General features: G+C 57.0%; 11 protein-coding genes. 3 read left to right on the top strand and 8 right to left on the bottom strand.

Annotated elements, in window-relative coordinates; all coding sequences use genetic code 11:
* The first annotated feature begins 66 nt into the window (after window positions 1-66).
* Window positions 67-957 (top strand): DUF4261 domain-containing protein, encoded by an 891-nt coding sequence (locus tag B5E84_RS15165; protein ID WP_087224252.1) that lies wholly within the window; start codon window positions 67-69, stop codon window positions 955-957.
* 385 nt (window positions 958-1,342) lie between these two features.
* Here B5E84_RS15165 and B5E84_RS20655 read toward each other — a convergent pair whose 3' ends face one another.
* The 3 genes from B5E84_RS20655 to B5E84_RS15155 form a co-directional block, all read right to left on the bottom strand.
* The gene (locus B5E84_RS20655) at window positions 1,343-1,480 is read right to left on the bottom strand and encodes a hypothetical protein (RefSeq protein WP_162612874.1); all 138 of its coding nucleotides are present in this window, start codon (window positions 1,478-1,480) and stop codon (window positions 1,343-1,345) included.
* 122 nt (window positions 1,481-1,602) lie between these two features.
* Window positions 1,603-2,088 carry a hypothetical protein gene (locus B5E84_RS15160; protein ID WP_087224250.1) on the bottom strand — a complete coding sequence of 162 codons (486 nt, stop codon included), beginning with the start codon at window positions 2,086-2,088 and terminating at the stop codon, window positions 1,603-1,605.
* Window positions 2,089-2,319: 231 nt separating this feature from the next.
* A complete protein-coding gene (locus B5E84_RS15155) occupies window positions 2,320-2,943 on the bottom strand; it encodes a TetR/AcrR family transcriptional regulator (RefSeq protein ID WP_087224248.1) in 624 nt (207 codons plus the stop codon).
* 695 nt (window positions 2,944-3,638) lie between these two features.
* Between B5E84_RS15155 and B5E84_RS15150 the strand changes: the two genes are divergently transcribed.
* Entirely contained in the window at window positions 3,639-4,235 is a 597-nt protein-coding gene (locus B5E84_RS15150; RefSeq protein WP_087224247.1) for a TetR/AcrR family transcriptional regulator, read from the top strand.
* An 8-nt stretch (window positions 4,236-4,243) separates the two neighbouring features.
* On the opposite strand, the gene B5E84_RS15145 is transcribed toward B5E84_RS15150, so the two are convergent.
* Window positions 4,244-5,413 (bottom strand): M20 metallopeptidase family protein, encoded by a 1,170-nt coding sequence (locus B5E84_RS15145; RefSeq protein ID WP_162612873.1) that lies wholly within the window; start codon window positions 5,411-5,413, stop codon window positions 4,244-4,246.
* Between the two features lie 85 nt (window positions 5,414-5,498).
* A complete protein-coding gene (locus tag B5E84_RS15140) occupies window positions 5,499-6,683 on the bottom strand; it encodes a hypothetical protein (protein WP_143469252.1) in 1,185 nt (394 codons plus the stop codon).
* Between the two features lie 454 nt (window positions 6,684-7,137).
* Between B5E84_RS15140 and B5E84_RS15135 the strand changes: the two genes are divergently transcribed.
* Window positions 7,138-9,651 (top strand): excinuclease ABC subunit UvrA, encoded by a 2,514-nt coding sequence (locus B5E84_RS15135; RefSeq protein ID WP_087224241.1) that lies wholly within the window; start codon window positions 7,138-7,140, stop codon window positions 9,649-9,651.
* Window positions 9,652-9,655: 4 nt separating this feature from the next.
* Here the strand turns inward: B5E84_RS15135 and citC are convergent, their stop codons facing one another.
* Genes citC through B5E84_RS15120 form a run of 3 tightly spaced genes read right to left on the bottom strand, consistent with a single transcriptional unit; the run spans window position 9,656 to window position 12,926 of the window.
* Window positions 9,656-10,699, bottom strand: a complete 1,044-nt coding sequence (gene citC / locus B5E84_RS15130; RefSeq protein ID WP_087224239.1) for a [citrate (pro-3S)-lyase] ligase — start codon at window positions 10,697-10,699, stop codon at window positions 9,656-9,658.
* A gap of 6 nt (window positions 10,700-10,705) precedes the next feature.
* Entirely contained in the window at window positions 10,706-12,061 is a 1,356-nt protein-coding gene (gene citG, locus B5E84_RS15125) for a triphosphoribosyl-dephospho-CoA synthase CitG (protein WP_087224237.1), read from the bottom strand.
* A complete protein-coding gene (locus B5E84_RS15120; protein ID WP_087224235.1) occupies window positions 12,027-12,926 on the bottom strand; it encodes a LysR family transcriptional regulator in 900 nt (299 codons plus the stop codon). Before B5E84_RS15120 ends, citG begins: the two co-directional genes overlap by 35 nt.
* Between the last annotated feature and the right edge of the window lie 205 nt (window positions 12,927-13,131).

Genomic DNA, 13,131 nt, shown 5'->3' with positions numbered 1-13,131 from the left:
GGTGATCCGTTTCGGTGGAAAAGGAGCGGAGGTGACGTTTGATTGAGTAAAAAGGAGACAGAGCGTATGAGCAGTGAAGTGTTTCAACAGGATTTGAGCGAAACTCCTCCCAGGCCAGGGGGACCGTTTATCATCCAGATGCTGTTTCGGGAGCCGGTGGCCCTGCCGGAGCGGGAGGAGATGACGGAGGTGATGAAACGCCATGTGGGCGGGGTAGAGTGTTTCTGCCACGATGAAAAGACGGCCGGCTTTGCCGCCACAGACCATATGGCGGAGTTTCAGGACGGAAAGGTTCCGGTGCAGCTGATGGTGATGGGCTGTGCTACGTTTGAGGGAGAAGGCTTTGATCCGTTTCACATGAGCCAGATGTGGGACTGCATGGAGGACCGGGAGCGGATTTTCCGGGAGTGCCGCTATCAGGTGGTGGCCACCGATATGCTGGCGGCGGCCCTGCCGGAGGTGGAGCGGGCTAATCTGGACATGGATTTTCTGGACGCCCTGGCGGAGTTGTACCCCGCCTGCGAGGCGTTTTATTTCCCGAACTGCGGAAAGCTGTTTCTGGGGACGGCGGTGCGGGAGCACACCATCACCGGGCCGGACCGTTTCATCCGGTTTGGGGTCAACGTGCGGTTTTTCAACATCCAGGGCACGGAGGATATGCTCATCGACACCGTGGGCATGAGCACCCTGTTTCTGCCGGACCTCCAGTACCATTTCCACGGCATGGATCCCAACTGGCTGGTGAACCACGCCTACAACATGGCCGCCTATATCCTGGAAAACAGCAACCCCATCCAGGACGGGGAGACGGTGGACGGGGTTCTGGACGGCCATATGAGCCGGGAGGTCCAGTGGAAATGCCAGTGCGAGGACGCCCTGATCCAGCCGCCCAGGATGGTATTGGACATTCACACGGGAGAATGGGCGTCGGGGCGGAGAGATGGGGAGAAGGAGTGAGCGGGCAGCGTTTGGGAGCACGTAAAGGTGGAGACGGCCGGCCGCCGGAACCTGGCACGGACCGCTCATTTCTAAACACGTGGTTTTGCGGGGGAATGGAAGGAGAGGAAACCGCTGTTTCCGACCGCCGTCCGTTTTCCCCGCGGGTACGCAAAGAAACGCTGGTTTTCCGGCCTGCGGCGATGCTTTTATGATCCCGGCGGGATTTGAATCCGGCGTTCCTGCCGTGAAAGGGCGGTGTCTTAGGCCGCTTGATTAAGGGACTGCTGGGCGGATACGCGCCGCGGCGCATCCCTTGGGAAATGAATGAGGCTATGATAAAAATACCGCCTGCCCCTTACGGAACAGGCGGTACAGGATCTCATTTCAGCTGCGGGCCGCGCCCCTAACAAAGGGCTGACGGGCCGGAATGCAGGTTCAATCTGCCGGTTTCAGAGGACATCAAAAGAGCACGCGGTTTGCGGTCGCGTTTCGTTTCGGTTTCTTTCTGGCAGACGGCATAAGCAAACACTGCGTTCATCATCGGTTCCTCCTGGGTGCTTTCTTACGGCCACAGTATAGCGAAGATCCTGCGGTCCGTAAAGCTACTGCTGGTATATTTTTCCTTTTTTTTAGTCGTTCGTAGATTTAGGAAAAACGTCCCGGTCATTTCGTGGCGAATTCCTTCATAAAAAATTCCGTAAACGCCGCCAGTTCCTCCGCCTGGGACACGTAGACGTAGAGTTTTTCGTCATCCAGCCAGTCGTAGGCGTTGATGCCAATGTAGCTTTTTTTGTCTGGGTAAATGATGAAGGCGTCGGTAGGGTATTTGTTCCGGTAGGCCTTCAGGATCTCCGGGCGGCGGTAATAGGTGGGCTCGCCGCAGCCGGACAGATCCGGGACGGTGGGAACGACCGCGATGGTCTGACGCTCCCGGTTCCAGCCCACGATCAGATTTCCGATCTTGGATTTGCTGCCGTGGACGAATCCGTAGTTAAAGCGGCTCACGTCTTCCGTATAGCCGAAAATCAGGCGGTAATCCTCTCCGTTTTCCACGGCCTGGTTGAACAGGGTCCGCATTTTCGCCGCATTGGCATTGCTCTTTTCCATGTCGGGCTCCGGCCCTTTAAACAGTTTGCTGAAAAATCCCATATTCGTTTCCTCCTAAGATAAATGATTTTATGTGAAAACCAAGGGCCGCGGCGGCCCTGATTTCCATTTGCAGGTTGAAAAATTTGCATAAGTATAGAAATAAAAACTAATCTTTATATTTATCTTTATTTGGTGCAAAAAAATTTACGGAAATCGGATGCGGAAACCATCTCAGGTCAGTTTGTGCTCCCGCGGCGGATGGAATGGCTCCGTCCGCCGCTTGGTAAAGGGTTAAACCGGCGTTTCCTTCGGCCTTAAAGATTCCAGGTAATCGGCGATGGCGCGGGTCTGAAATTCCACTGCCTCATCAATGGCCTCCGGCACCAGAAAAGGCAGAGAGTCGGGAACGGCCTTGCGGATGATCAGGACAGAAAGAACCAGGTTCGTGAGCAGCTGAATGTGCTGCCGTTCTGCCGCGATGCCGAAACAGTCCAGGAGCTGCTCAAAGAGCCAGGTTTGCCGCTGGCGGAAGATCCTGTCATTTTTCGCGGACAGATGGCGGAAAATGCGCTGCTGGTCTTCAAGGCTCAAGGTGGCGATGCCGCTTTTCTCTCCGTAGAAACAGGAATGGAGAAACCGTTCCACTGCCTCCCGCCAGCTTAAAGCCGGATCCGCCATCAGGCTCCGGGCGTATTCGATGATCCGAGGCTGCTGCAGATACAGGGTTTCCACGATCAGATCCTCCTTGGAGGAGAAGAACGTGTAGAAAAACGTGCGGGAAATCCCTACCTTCCGGTAAATCTGTTCCACAGTGGTGCGCTGCACTCCCTGTTTTGATATGAGCTCCAGCCCGGCATCAATCAGCCTGGCCCGGATCTGCTCCCGTTCTTCTTCAGAATAAGCGACTTTTGGCATGGTGTTCTCCTAAAATAAAGATAAAATAGATAAATTGTTTTTATTTTACCATGGCAATAGGGAAAACACAAGAGAAAATGAGAGGGAAGAACCGCCGTTTGCTGTTTGTTCAGAAAATACCGGATTGCAAACTCAGACAAAAAATGATATACTCCACACACGGAGTACCCATGACAGGGTGGCAGCCTCCCGAACCAGTGGAAACCGGTTTTCCGGAATACATAGGAGGGGAGGTGGTGTGTATGACGGCGTATGAGATCATTATGATTTTCCTGGGGATCATCGGTCTGCTGATATCCTTCGGAGGCCTGCTCATTACACTGCTTGCCTTTCTCGATCAAAAAGATAAGCGAGATTAAGAAAAATGCCCACCCCGTCTGCCAACGGGATGGGCGGCGCTCAATGAGAGCGAAGTAACACCTGTTTCGGGAGCATCCACTTTGGAGTGGGTACTCTGCCTATATTTATTATATACAGGTATTTCTTTTTTGGCAAGTAAAATTGCAGCGGCACAAGAGAGCAAATTGCAGCGGCACAAAAGAGCAAGACGATAAAAATGTGATAAGGCTGCCACGGTCAAATGCCTCAAAACGCTCCTATCCAATCCGATCCCACACCCCAAACCAGTTGATTTTTTCACCCCGCTCAAGGTATACTAAAGATACGAATCATTTTGCAGCAGAAGGGAAAACGACATGAAAGAGCTGACTCCAAGACAGAAAAAGACCAACGAGATGAAACGCCGCATCTACGACGTATTCTGCCGCCTGACGGTGGAAAATGAGGGGGATGTGACGGTGAAGGATATTTGTGACGGGGCGGGGATCTCCGTGGGTTCCTTTTATCATCTGTTTGACAGCAAAGAGGCGGTCACAGAGGAACTGTATCAGTATCAGAGCGAAGATATGGCCAGCCGTGTTTATCCGGAAGACCCGGATGAAAAAATCCGGGCCGTACTGGAGGATGTGCTGCGGTTGTCCATGGATAAGGGCGTCTATTTTATGAAAATGGCCACGGTCTATGAAACGCAGCATTCCTCCTCCATCGCTCAGGTCAGCGGTGAAGGCCCGGTGTTTGATTCCGCCACGGCCAGACTTCTCACCGAGGCCCTGGAGGCGGGCAGCGCCCAGGGGCGCTACACCCTCACAAAGCCCGCCTGGTACTATGCGGATATGATGATTTTTTTGTTTCGCAGCGTGCTGCTGTTCTGGCAGGTGAGCGACGGAAATTTCGACGCTCTCCAGGCTATGAAAAATTATACGGAGACGATTCTGGATATGCTCCGCAGATAAACGGTCGATTAAGAATTCCCGGCAAGGGCGTTTAAAGCCTCTACGGCAAATTGGGCGTGGAGGGCGGAACCGATGAAAAGGGCTTCGTCTCCCACCTGGAAATGCTCGTTGTGGCCGGGACCGCAGCCGTCGGTGCCGAGGAATACGTAGGCGGCCGGTGCGTACCGGGAATAGGCGCCGAAGTCGTCTCCGGCGTTCATGGGCGGAAACTGCCGTTTGTGGGTCTCCAGATCCAGAAATTTCCCCGCCGCTTTCCACACCAGATCCAGCACCCGGTTGTCGTTGACCACCACGTCAGTGAACACGTCAAAGGTCACCGCGGCGCTGCCGCCGTAAGCCTCCGCGATATGGGAGGAAATGCGCTCCATATGATCCTTCAGAAAGGTTTTTAACGCCGGGTTCAGAAAACGGCAGGTTCCGGTGATGACGGCGTGGTCGGAAATGATGTTGAAGGCATTTCCGGAGTGGAAGGAGCCCACGCTCAGCACGCAGGTGTCAAAGGGGCTTACCTGGCGGCTGATGATGTTCTGAAGGTTGGTGACAATCTCGCAGCCGATCACTGTAGCGTCCACGCTCTGTTCCGGCGTGGCTCCGTGGGCGGAAGTCCCGTACACATCGATCTGGAATTTGGCGGAAGCGGCCATGGCTCCGCCGGGGCAGTAGTTAATGGTGCCGGAGGGCTCTAAGGGGCTTACGTGCTGCCCGAAGAACAGATCCACGTCCTGGGCCGCTCCCTGACGGATGATGTGTTCCGCTCCGCCGCCCCCTTCTTCCGCCGGTTGGAAAATGCAGCGGACCGTCCCGTTTAACAGCACCCGGTTGGCGGCCAAAAGGCGGACGGCTCCCATCAGCATCGCCGTGTGGCAGTCGTGGCCGCAGGCGTGCATGACGCCGGGAACCACCGACTCATAGGGCAGTCCCGTGGCCTCCTGGATGGGCAGGGCGTCCATATCCGCCCGCAGGGCTACCCGTTTTCCCGTGGGACGTCCCTGGATCTCCACCATCAGTCCGGTGGGGTCAAATTTCCGATAAGGAAGGCCCAGTTTTTTCACTTCTTCCTCGATTTTTTCTGTGGTTCTTTTTTCTTCAAAGCCCAGTTCCGGATACCGGTGCAGGTCGTGACGAAAGTCCACGATAAAGGGTTCCAATTCCTTTGCTTGTTCCAATATGGTTTTCAAATCAGACACCTCCTGGTTTTCTCAAAATACAAATTCATTTCCGTGGCTCCAGACACAGGATGTCAAAACTTCGTTTCGGCGCTGCTTAGTAGAGAGCCGCCAAAAACGGCGCGATCACATTGGCTAAGGCGACGGATACGAAGGTCACGCTGGTGAAACCGCCCACCAGCATTTTCGGCAACATATGGCTGGAGATGACGGCCCGTTTCTCCTCGTCGGATACGACGGCCTCGATGGCTTCTTTGGTCAGGGCCACGTTTACGGGGAACCCATGGTAACAGGTGAAACAGATTCCCATACACATATCAAAAGTAAATTCCCCGCCAAAAATCTTGCTGCAAATCAAGGCGGCAATGGCCATTCCCAGGGTGACGATCACCGCCAGGATCAGGATTTTCACAAAGTAGGTCACAAATAAGGACGGGGTCACGGCGGAGAACAGGGAGAATAAGTAGGCGAGCAGGAAGGTGAAACAGAATCCGTCGCATTTGGCTTTCGCCAGGATATTGGGTTCCAGAAAGCCGCACAGAGAGCCGAGAAATCCTAAAATCAGGGCAAAGATCAGCCCGGAAATGGCTCCGCCGGTGAGCTCCGACAGCCAGCCGGAGAGCAGGGTGACAATCCCCAGCTTAAAGAGCAGGACGGCGGGAGAGCTAAACTGTTGGAACCAGACGAAGGGTTTCCAGCCGTAGTCGTTTTCCTTGGCAGCCTCCAGAAGGCTTAATTTTCCCGAATCGCAGAGCATTTCCATGCGGCGGGCCTCCCGGCGCAGCACCACTCCGGTGAGAGGATAGCCGATCAGGGTCTGCACATTGCCGCAGATCAGGGCCATGATCACGATTTCCTCAGCCCCGATCCGCTGGGACACCTCCTGAATCACCATCAAAGCTCCGCTGCCTCCCGCGAAACCGGAGATGGTGGAAAAGACCAGGAGCTTTCCGAAGATCAGGATGCCCACCGTCAGCCCTAGGGCACAGATGCCCGCTACGGCCATGACGGCGACGATGATGGTTTTCCACTGCCGTTTCATTTCCGCCAGGGGGATGCTGGTGGCCATATTGGCGATGAGGAAGTAGGAGCAGATGTTGTAGACCCCGGTGGAAATGCCGCTGGTGGTGATCAAATCCCCTGGGAGAATCGTCCAGTAGCCGATGACAAAGCACAGAACGATGACAAGGGCAGAGGGGAGTTTCCCCTTGGAGACCTTGGACAGAATGTCGCCCAAGGCCATGATGAGCAGGATGATTGCCAATGCTTCCCATTGTGACATAGTGATTCCCTCCTTAAAGTAGAATTTAAACTAGAATTCGTTCTAATTTAATTCTTACTTTAAAGCGATAAAGAGGAAATGTCAAGGTTTTGTGGGAGATTGGGAAAAAAATCGGCATAAAAAGGAGACTACGGTAGCTTTTATTACAGAAAAACGCAAATGCCTGGCACTTTGAAGAAAAACGAAAAAACGGAGAGATCCACTTTCTAAAAAAACGGAAAATCACCATCTTAAAAAACACACTGGATACAAAACCGGCTGCGGAGGAGTTCCAGATCGGGTACACGCCGGTGCAGTGACGGGAAACAGATAAAACGGGATCAAACAGGATAAGAACGGAGCAAAACGTCATAAAAATCAGGTGGAGAAACCAGAAATCCAGACCGCTGGACGCCGCCGCCAAACCGTGGTATGATTTCTATATTTGAAGATTGGAAAAATCGGAGGCGGAAATATGGACAGGAAAAGGACGGAAATCACGAAAATCCAGGTTCGCGGCGCGCGGGTGCACAACCTAAAAGGGGTGGATGTGGACATTCCCCTGCATCAAATCGTGGGTGTGGCCGGAGTGTCCGGCTCCGGGAAATCCTCTCTGGCGTTGGGCGTAGTGTACGCGGAAGGCTCCAGGCGGTATCTGGAGGCCCTGTCCACCTACACCAGGAGACGGATGACCCAGGCCGCAAAGGCGCAGGTGGACGAGGTGCTCCATGTGCCCGCTGCCCTGGCCCTTCACCAGCGGCCGGGAGTTCCCGGCATCCGCAGCACCTTCGGCACGGGGACGGAGCTGTTGAACAGCCTGCGGCTGATGTTTTCCAGGCTGGCGAACCACCGCTGCCCGAAGGGCCATGAACTGGCCCCCACCCTGGCGGTGGCGGCGGGAAAGGAGCTGGTTTGTCCGCGGTGCGGGGAGCATTTTTACGCCCCGTCGGCGGAGGAACTGGCCTTCAACAGCCAGGGAGCCTGCCGCACCTGCGGGGGAACAGGGATCGTGCGCGCCGTGGATCTGGACACTCTGGTGCCGGATGAATCCCTCACCATCGACGAAGGGGCGGTGGCTCCCTGGAATTCCCTGATGTGGTCCCTGATGACGGACGTCTGCCGGGCCATGGGCGTCCGCACGGACGTGCCCTTTCGGGAGCTGACAGAGGAGGAGCGGGAGATCGTATTTCACGGCCCGGCGGAGAAAAAACACATCCTCTACAAGGCTAAAAGCTCCAATCAGGCGGGAGAGCTGGACTTTACCTATTTTAATGCCGTTTACACCGTGGAAAATGCCCTGGCGAAGGTAAAGGACGAGAAGGGGATGAAACGGGTGGAGAAATTTTTAAAGGAGGAGATCTGTCCGGACTGCGGCGGCACCCGGCTGTCTCAGGCGGCGAGAGCCCCGAGACTGCGGGGAATTTCCCTGGATCAGGCCTGCGCCATGAGCCTTTCTGACCTGGTGAAGTGGGTGGAAGGAGTGCCCGCCTCCCTGCCGGAGGAGATGGTGCCCATGGCGGAGAGCATCTGCCAGTCCTTCCAGTCGGCGGCCAGGCGGCTCATGGAGCTGGGACTGGGGTATCTGAGCCTGGACCGGGCCGCCTCCACCCTTTCCACGGGGGAGCGGCAGCGGATGCAGCTGGCCCGCGCCGTGCGAAACCGCACCACCGGCGTGCTGTACGTGCTGGACGAGCCGTCCATCGGCCTTCACCCCTCCAATATCGAGGGGCTCATCGGGGTAATGCGGGATCTGGTGGACGACGGAAACTCCGTCCTTCTGGTGGATCACGACACTCGGGTGCTGAAGGAGGCGGACTGGATCATTGAGATGGGACCGGGAGCCGGGGCAGCGGGGGGCCGCGTCCTGGCGGAAGGGACGGTGGAGGAGCTGGCGGAAAAGAAGGACTCCTTAATCGGCCCGTTTTTGCGGACGGGGGAGGAAGGGCCTGCTGGGCTTTTCGGGAAACCGGGGGAGGACAACGCTTCGGAATCTCTTTTTTCGGACGGCCGCATTCATCTTTCCACCTCCGCCATCCACACGGTGAAACCTCTGGAAGTGGACATTCCCAAGGGCAAGCTGACGGTGGTCACCGGCGTCTCCGGTTCTGGAAAGACAACCCTGATTTTAGAGAGCCTGGTGCCGGCTCTGGAATCGTCCATCGCCGGGCGGAAACTGCCGTCCCACGTTCTGGGAGTGGAGGCGGAGGGAATCCGCCAGGTCAAGCTGATCGACGCCACTCCCATCGGCATCAACGTCCGCTCCACCGTGGCCACCTACGCGAATGTCCACGACGAGCTGCGGAAGATCTTTGCCAGGACGGAGGACGCCAAAAAACGGGGATACAAGGCCGGTGATTTCTCCTACAATACGGGAAAGCTGCGGTGCCCGCTGTGTGACGGCACGGGGCAGATCAGTCTGGACGTGCAGTTTCTGCCGGACGTGGATGTGCCCTGCCCCCAGTGCCGCGGGTCCCGCTATGGAAAAGAGGCAGGAAATATCCGCTACAAAACAAAAACCGGCGGGGAGTACTCCCTGCCGGAATTGATGGCTATGGACGTTTGCGCCGCCCAGGAGGCCTGCCGGGATCTGAAGGTGATTTCCCAGAGGCTGGAGGTGTTAAACCGCCTGGGACTGGGCTACCTCACCCTGGGGGAGGAGACGCCCAGCCTGTCCGGCGGGGAGGCCCAGCGTCTGAAACTGGCCAGTGAGATGGGCCGGGGACAGTCAGACTCCGTGTTTATTTTTGACGAGCCCACCATCGGCCTCCATCCCCTGGATGTGCGGACCCTTCTGGGGGTATTTGACGCCCTCATGGAAAACGGTGCCACGGTGATCGTGATTGAGCACGACCTGGACGTGATCCGCAGTGCCAACTACGTCATTGACATGGGGCCAGGAGGCGGAGAGGAAGGCGGCCGCGTCGTGGCAGCGGGAACGCCGGAGAGGATCCGGAACACTCCGGAAAGCCGGACGGGCCGTTACCTGTGACCGTTTAGTAGTGAACCACCTCGTCCGCCCTGCGGATGCGCTCCAGCACGGGAGCGGCCTCCTGGCTCTGGAAATAGGCCAGGGTGGTGGGGGGAACCAGGGCCGCCAGCTCCTCCATCCGCCCTTCTTTCAGGCACTGGCGGACGGTGGAGGCGCTGATGGGAGCGCCCTCTGCCTCCCGCCTGGGAAGGATATGGCATTGGATTCCCGCTTTGGGTAGCTCCTCCGCCATGATGCGGTTGTAGATTCCCGTTACCTGGCTGGCCGGTTCCTCCCCCACGAACCGGCAGGAGATGGAGAGGGCGGAGGCGATCCGTTTGAAAATTTCCAGATCCAGCCTGGCGTGGCTCTCGATCACCTCCTCCTGGTCCCGCAGGAAATAGCTGGGAAAGGTAGCGTTGCTGATGATGTAGGGGCCGCTGTCGTGGCAGATCACGTTGGGCAGGTGGGAAACGCCCTCTAAAATCAGCCGTTTCCGCACGGAAAAGGGAACCAGGCTGGCGTCCTCGCTGACCACAAAGAGGTGGAGGTGATCGCACTGGGCGGCGGCCGTTTCCACCAGGTACTGATGTCCCAGGGTAAAGGGGTTGGCGTTCATCACGATGGCCCCGCTTGTCCCAGGGGCTTTTGTTTTTTCCAGGCTTTCTAAGTAGGAGGAAAAGCCCTGGCGGCGGTTTTCCATAAAGACCAGCCGGTCCTGGATCCTGGCAATCTCGTAAAAGCCCAGGTCCCGGAAGAACTGGGCGGTGTTTATTTTTGTGTAGAGAAACAGGTGGGTATTTCCCCGCTCGTACTGCACCTCCATCAGGTGGGTGATCACCTGGTTTAACAGGCCCTCCCCCTGGTGGGCGTGGCTCACCGCGAAACACCGCAGGGTGTTGCCAAAGCAGCTTCCGGTGGCGATGATGCGGTAGTCCTCGTCGTACATGGCGCAGATATAGTCTAAATTGGCGTCCCGGCGGATTCCCTCGGCGGTTAAGAGCTCGTCGATCTGCCGCAGGGCGCGGCGGTCAGTGGGATAGACCTGGGAAATGGTGTATTCGGACATGGCAGGTTATTCCTCTCTTTCTAAAAAGTACAGCAGATAGCAGATGGCCAGCAGGTCGGCGCTGCCGCCGGGGGAGAGATGGTCCTCCGTAAACTCCCGGTCTAAGCGGCGCAGGGTCTCCCCGTCGGGAAATGGCTGGCTCTCCAGCAGGCCGCGGATTCTGGAAACGGTCTGTTTCTGGGTTTCCAGGCTGCTGCGGGCGATGAGATTCGTGTCGGTGGCCGCTGTCATCAGGGCCAGCAAGGCAGCGCAACCGGCGTCATTGAGGCTTAGTCCCGCGGACAGGCCTTTTTTTAATGTGGGAAGGCCGGCCTGGCTCACGGCGGGAAAGCCCGCCTCCACCTGGCCACGGATTCCGGTGATGCCATGGCGCAGGTACAGCTTTTGCCCCACGGTGCAGGCATTTTCCTCCGTCAGTCCCCCGAAGTCTTGTTCCACCAGGCCATGGGCCATGGCGGCGCATTCTTTTAAAAGGCGGTCAGAGGAGCGCCAAAAGGAGCGGGGGAGGCGGCCCATGGCGGCGCAGAGGATCCCCAGGGAGAAAATAGCCCCCTTGTGGGTGTTCACCCCGCCGGTGGCGGCCAGCATATCCGCCTCCGCCTGCCGTCCCGCCGGCCGGATCCGGCGGAAGGTCTCCGGCGCCGGATCGTCTGCCGTCTCCCGTCCAATGCGGGCGCAGGTCTCAAAATAGGGCCAGAGGGCGCTGGAGCTGGAGAAAAAGGTGAAAATATCCATGTCCCGGTGGCTGCCGCTGTTTTCCCGGTCCACCAGGCCAGGTTTTGGGGTTGTGCCCACCTCGTAGAGCAGGGCCTGGCAGGCCAGGCGGGCGGCGTCCTTTGCATCCGCGGCGCAGACCCCTTCCCGCAGCCGTCTGTCAGTCTCTGTTTGCAGTTCCGCTACAGTGTGGGTGCGGCTGCGGGCGCATTCCCTGGCAGGGCCGCCGCAGATTAAGCAGGGGCGGGGGCCGAGGCCCAGCTCGGACCGGTCCGCCTTCCTTCCGTCCACGGCGATGACATCCATATCAAAGAGCCGTCCCAGGCTGGAGCCGTCCTCTAAGTCGCAGGTGATTTCCTTGATGCGAAGAAGGGGGGCGTCCAGCACGTAGAAGGCCTCGTTTCCCGCGGCGGCGCGGATTTCCTCAAAGTGGAGAACGGGGATTTTGGCGGCCGCCAGCCGTTTGCGCAGCAGGCGCAGCCCCAGCTCGAACCCTTCGCGGATGAGGGGGCTGTCCTTCACCGGCCCGGCGATATTCATAGTAAAGGAGATCAGGGGGGCGCGGTGGGCGGCCAGCAGCTCCTGCTGGCGGAAGGCCCGCCGTTCCCTCGCCTCAAGCATTTCTTGTAATGTGACTTGGTGTTCCATGGTAACCTCCCTGGTGATATTGTTTTAGAAGTTTAATAAAGGCTTGCACCTGTGGCAGGGCCTTGGCCTCCTGTTGGCAGAACATATAGGTGCGTCGGGTAAAGGGTTCCCCGTTTTGGAAGGTGCAGGGCCGGATGCAACCCTCAAACCCTTCCAGAGCGATCTCCGGCAGCAGCGCCCAGCCCAGCCCCCGCCGGACCATTTCCATGCAGGTGGTGATGTTGTCCACGCAGAGGCCGTCGGCTCTGGGGCCGATTCCCTGTTCGTGGAGCCAGCGGGTGATCATGGCGGTTTGGGCGGTATCCGTTTTATGGCTGATATAGAGGTAGTCAGAGAGGGGTGTGTCCCGGTATTCCTCCTTGCAGATCAGACAGATGTGCTCCTGTGACAGGAGAAACTGGATCCCGTCCCAGGGGTATTCCCCCCGCAGCACCGCCACGTCCAGGGAGCCGTCCTGCATCTGCCGGTAGAGGTTCCGGCTCTGCCCGGTGGTAATGTGCAGGTGCACTTTTGGATAGCGGCTGTGAAAATCCGCCAGGATGTCCGGCAGCCGGTATTTAGCGAAGTTGACAGAAATTCCGGCGTTTAAGGTGCCGCACACCTCACCTTGCATAGAGTCTAACAGGCGGCGCATTTTTTCCATTTCCTCCGCAGCCGCTGTGCAGTGAGCCAGGACGGCCTCACCCGCCGGTGTAAACCGGATCCCCTGGCGGGATCGAAGCAGGAGCTTGATGTCCAGCTCCTTTTCAATGGCTTTGATTCGCTTGGATAAGGCGGACTGGGTCATATAGAGCTGTTCTGACGCGCGGGTGATGTTGCGGGTGGCGTTTAAGATGCTCAACATTTCAAAATCTTTTTCATCCATTTTCTCATCCCTTTCTCAAACCAATCATTCCTTTTATTCATCATATACGAAAATCCCGTTGTTGAAAAGAGGGAAGAACACAGAAAACACGACAAACGCACGAATGAACAAATTATGAACATCCGTCTTTTTTCTGGTATACTAAAAGAAAAAAGGATGGGATGTTATGAAAGAAGTGTTAGATTTTGTAAGTACGGTGACGGAT

Origin of the sequence: Lachnoclostridium sp. An14 (assembly GCF_002160755.1) — a bacterium.
GTDB lineage: Bacteria > Bacillota > Clostridia > Lachnospirales > Lachnospiraceae > Lachnoclostridium_A.
Note: the sequence above shows the minus strand (reverse complement) of the source record. Positions and strands in the feature narration are given on the sequence as shown.

Excerpts from the sequence above, each read along its gene's own strand:
- B5E84_RS15140 (WP_143469252.1), bottom strand. The coding sequence starts at position 6,683 with ATGTCACAATGGGAAGCATTGGCAATCATCCTGCTCATCATGGCCTTG.
- B5E84_RS15135 (WP_087224241.1), top strand. The coding sequence starts at position 7,138 with ATGGACAGGAAAAGGACGGAAATCACGAAAATCCAGGTTCGCGGCGCG.
- B5E84_RS15155 (WP_087224248.1), bottom strand. The coding sequence starts at position 2,943 with ATGCCAAAAGTCGCTTATTCTGAAGAAGAACGGGAGCAGATCCGGGCC.
- citC (WP_087224239.1), bottom strand. The coding sequence starts at position 10,699 with ATGTCCGAATACACCATTTCCCAGGTCTATCCCACTGACCGCCGCGCC.
- B5E84_RS20655 (WP_162612874.1), bottom strand. The coding sequence starts at position 1,480 with ATGATGAACGCAGTGTTTGCTTATGCCGTCTGCCAGAAAGAAACCGAA.
- B5E84_RS15120 (WP_087224235.1), bottom strand. The coding sequence starts at position 12,926 with ATGGATGAAAAAGATTTTGAAATGTTGAGCATCTTAAACGCCACCCGC.
- B5E84_RS15150 (WP_087224247.1), top strand. The coding sequence starts at position 3,639 with ATGAAAGAGCTGACTCCAAGACAGAAAAAGACCAACGAGATGAAACGC.
- B5E84_RS15165 (WP_087224252.1), top strand. The coding sequence starts at position 67 with ATGAGCAGTGAAGTGTTTCAACAGGATTTGAGCGAAACTCCTCCCAGG.
- citG (WP_087224237.1), bottom strand. The coding sequence starts at position 12,061 with ATGGAACACCAAGTCACATTACAAGAAATGCTTGAGGCGAGGGAACGG.
- B5E84_RS15160 (WP_087224250.1), bottom strand. The coding sequence starts at position 2,088 with ATGGGATTTTTCAGCAAACTGTTTAAAGGGCCGGAGCCCGACATGGAA.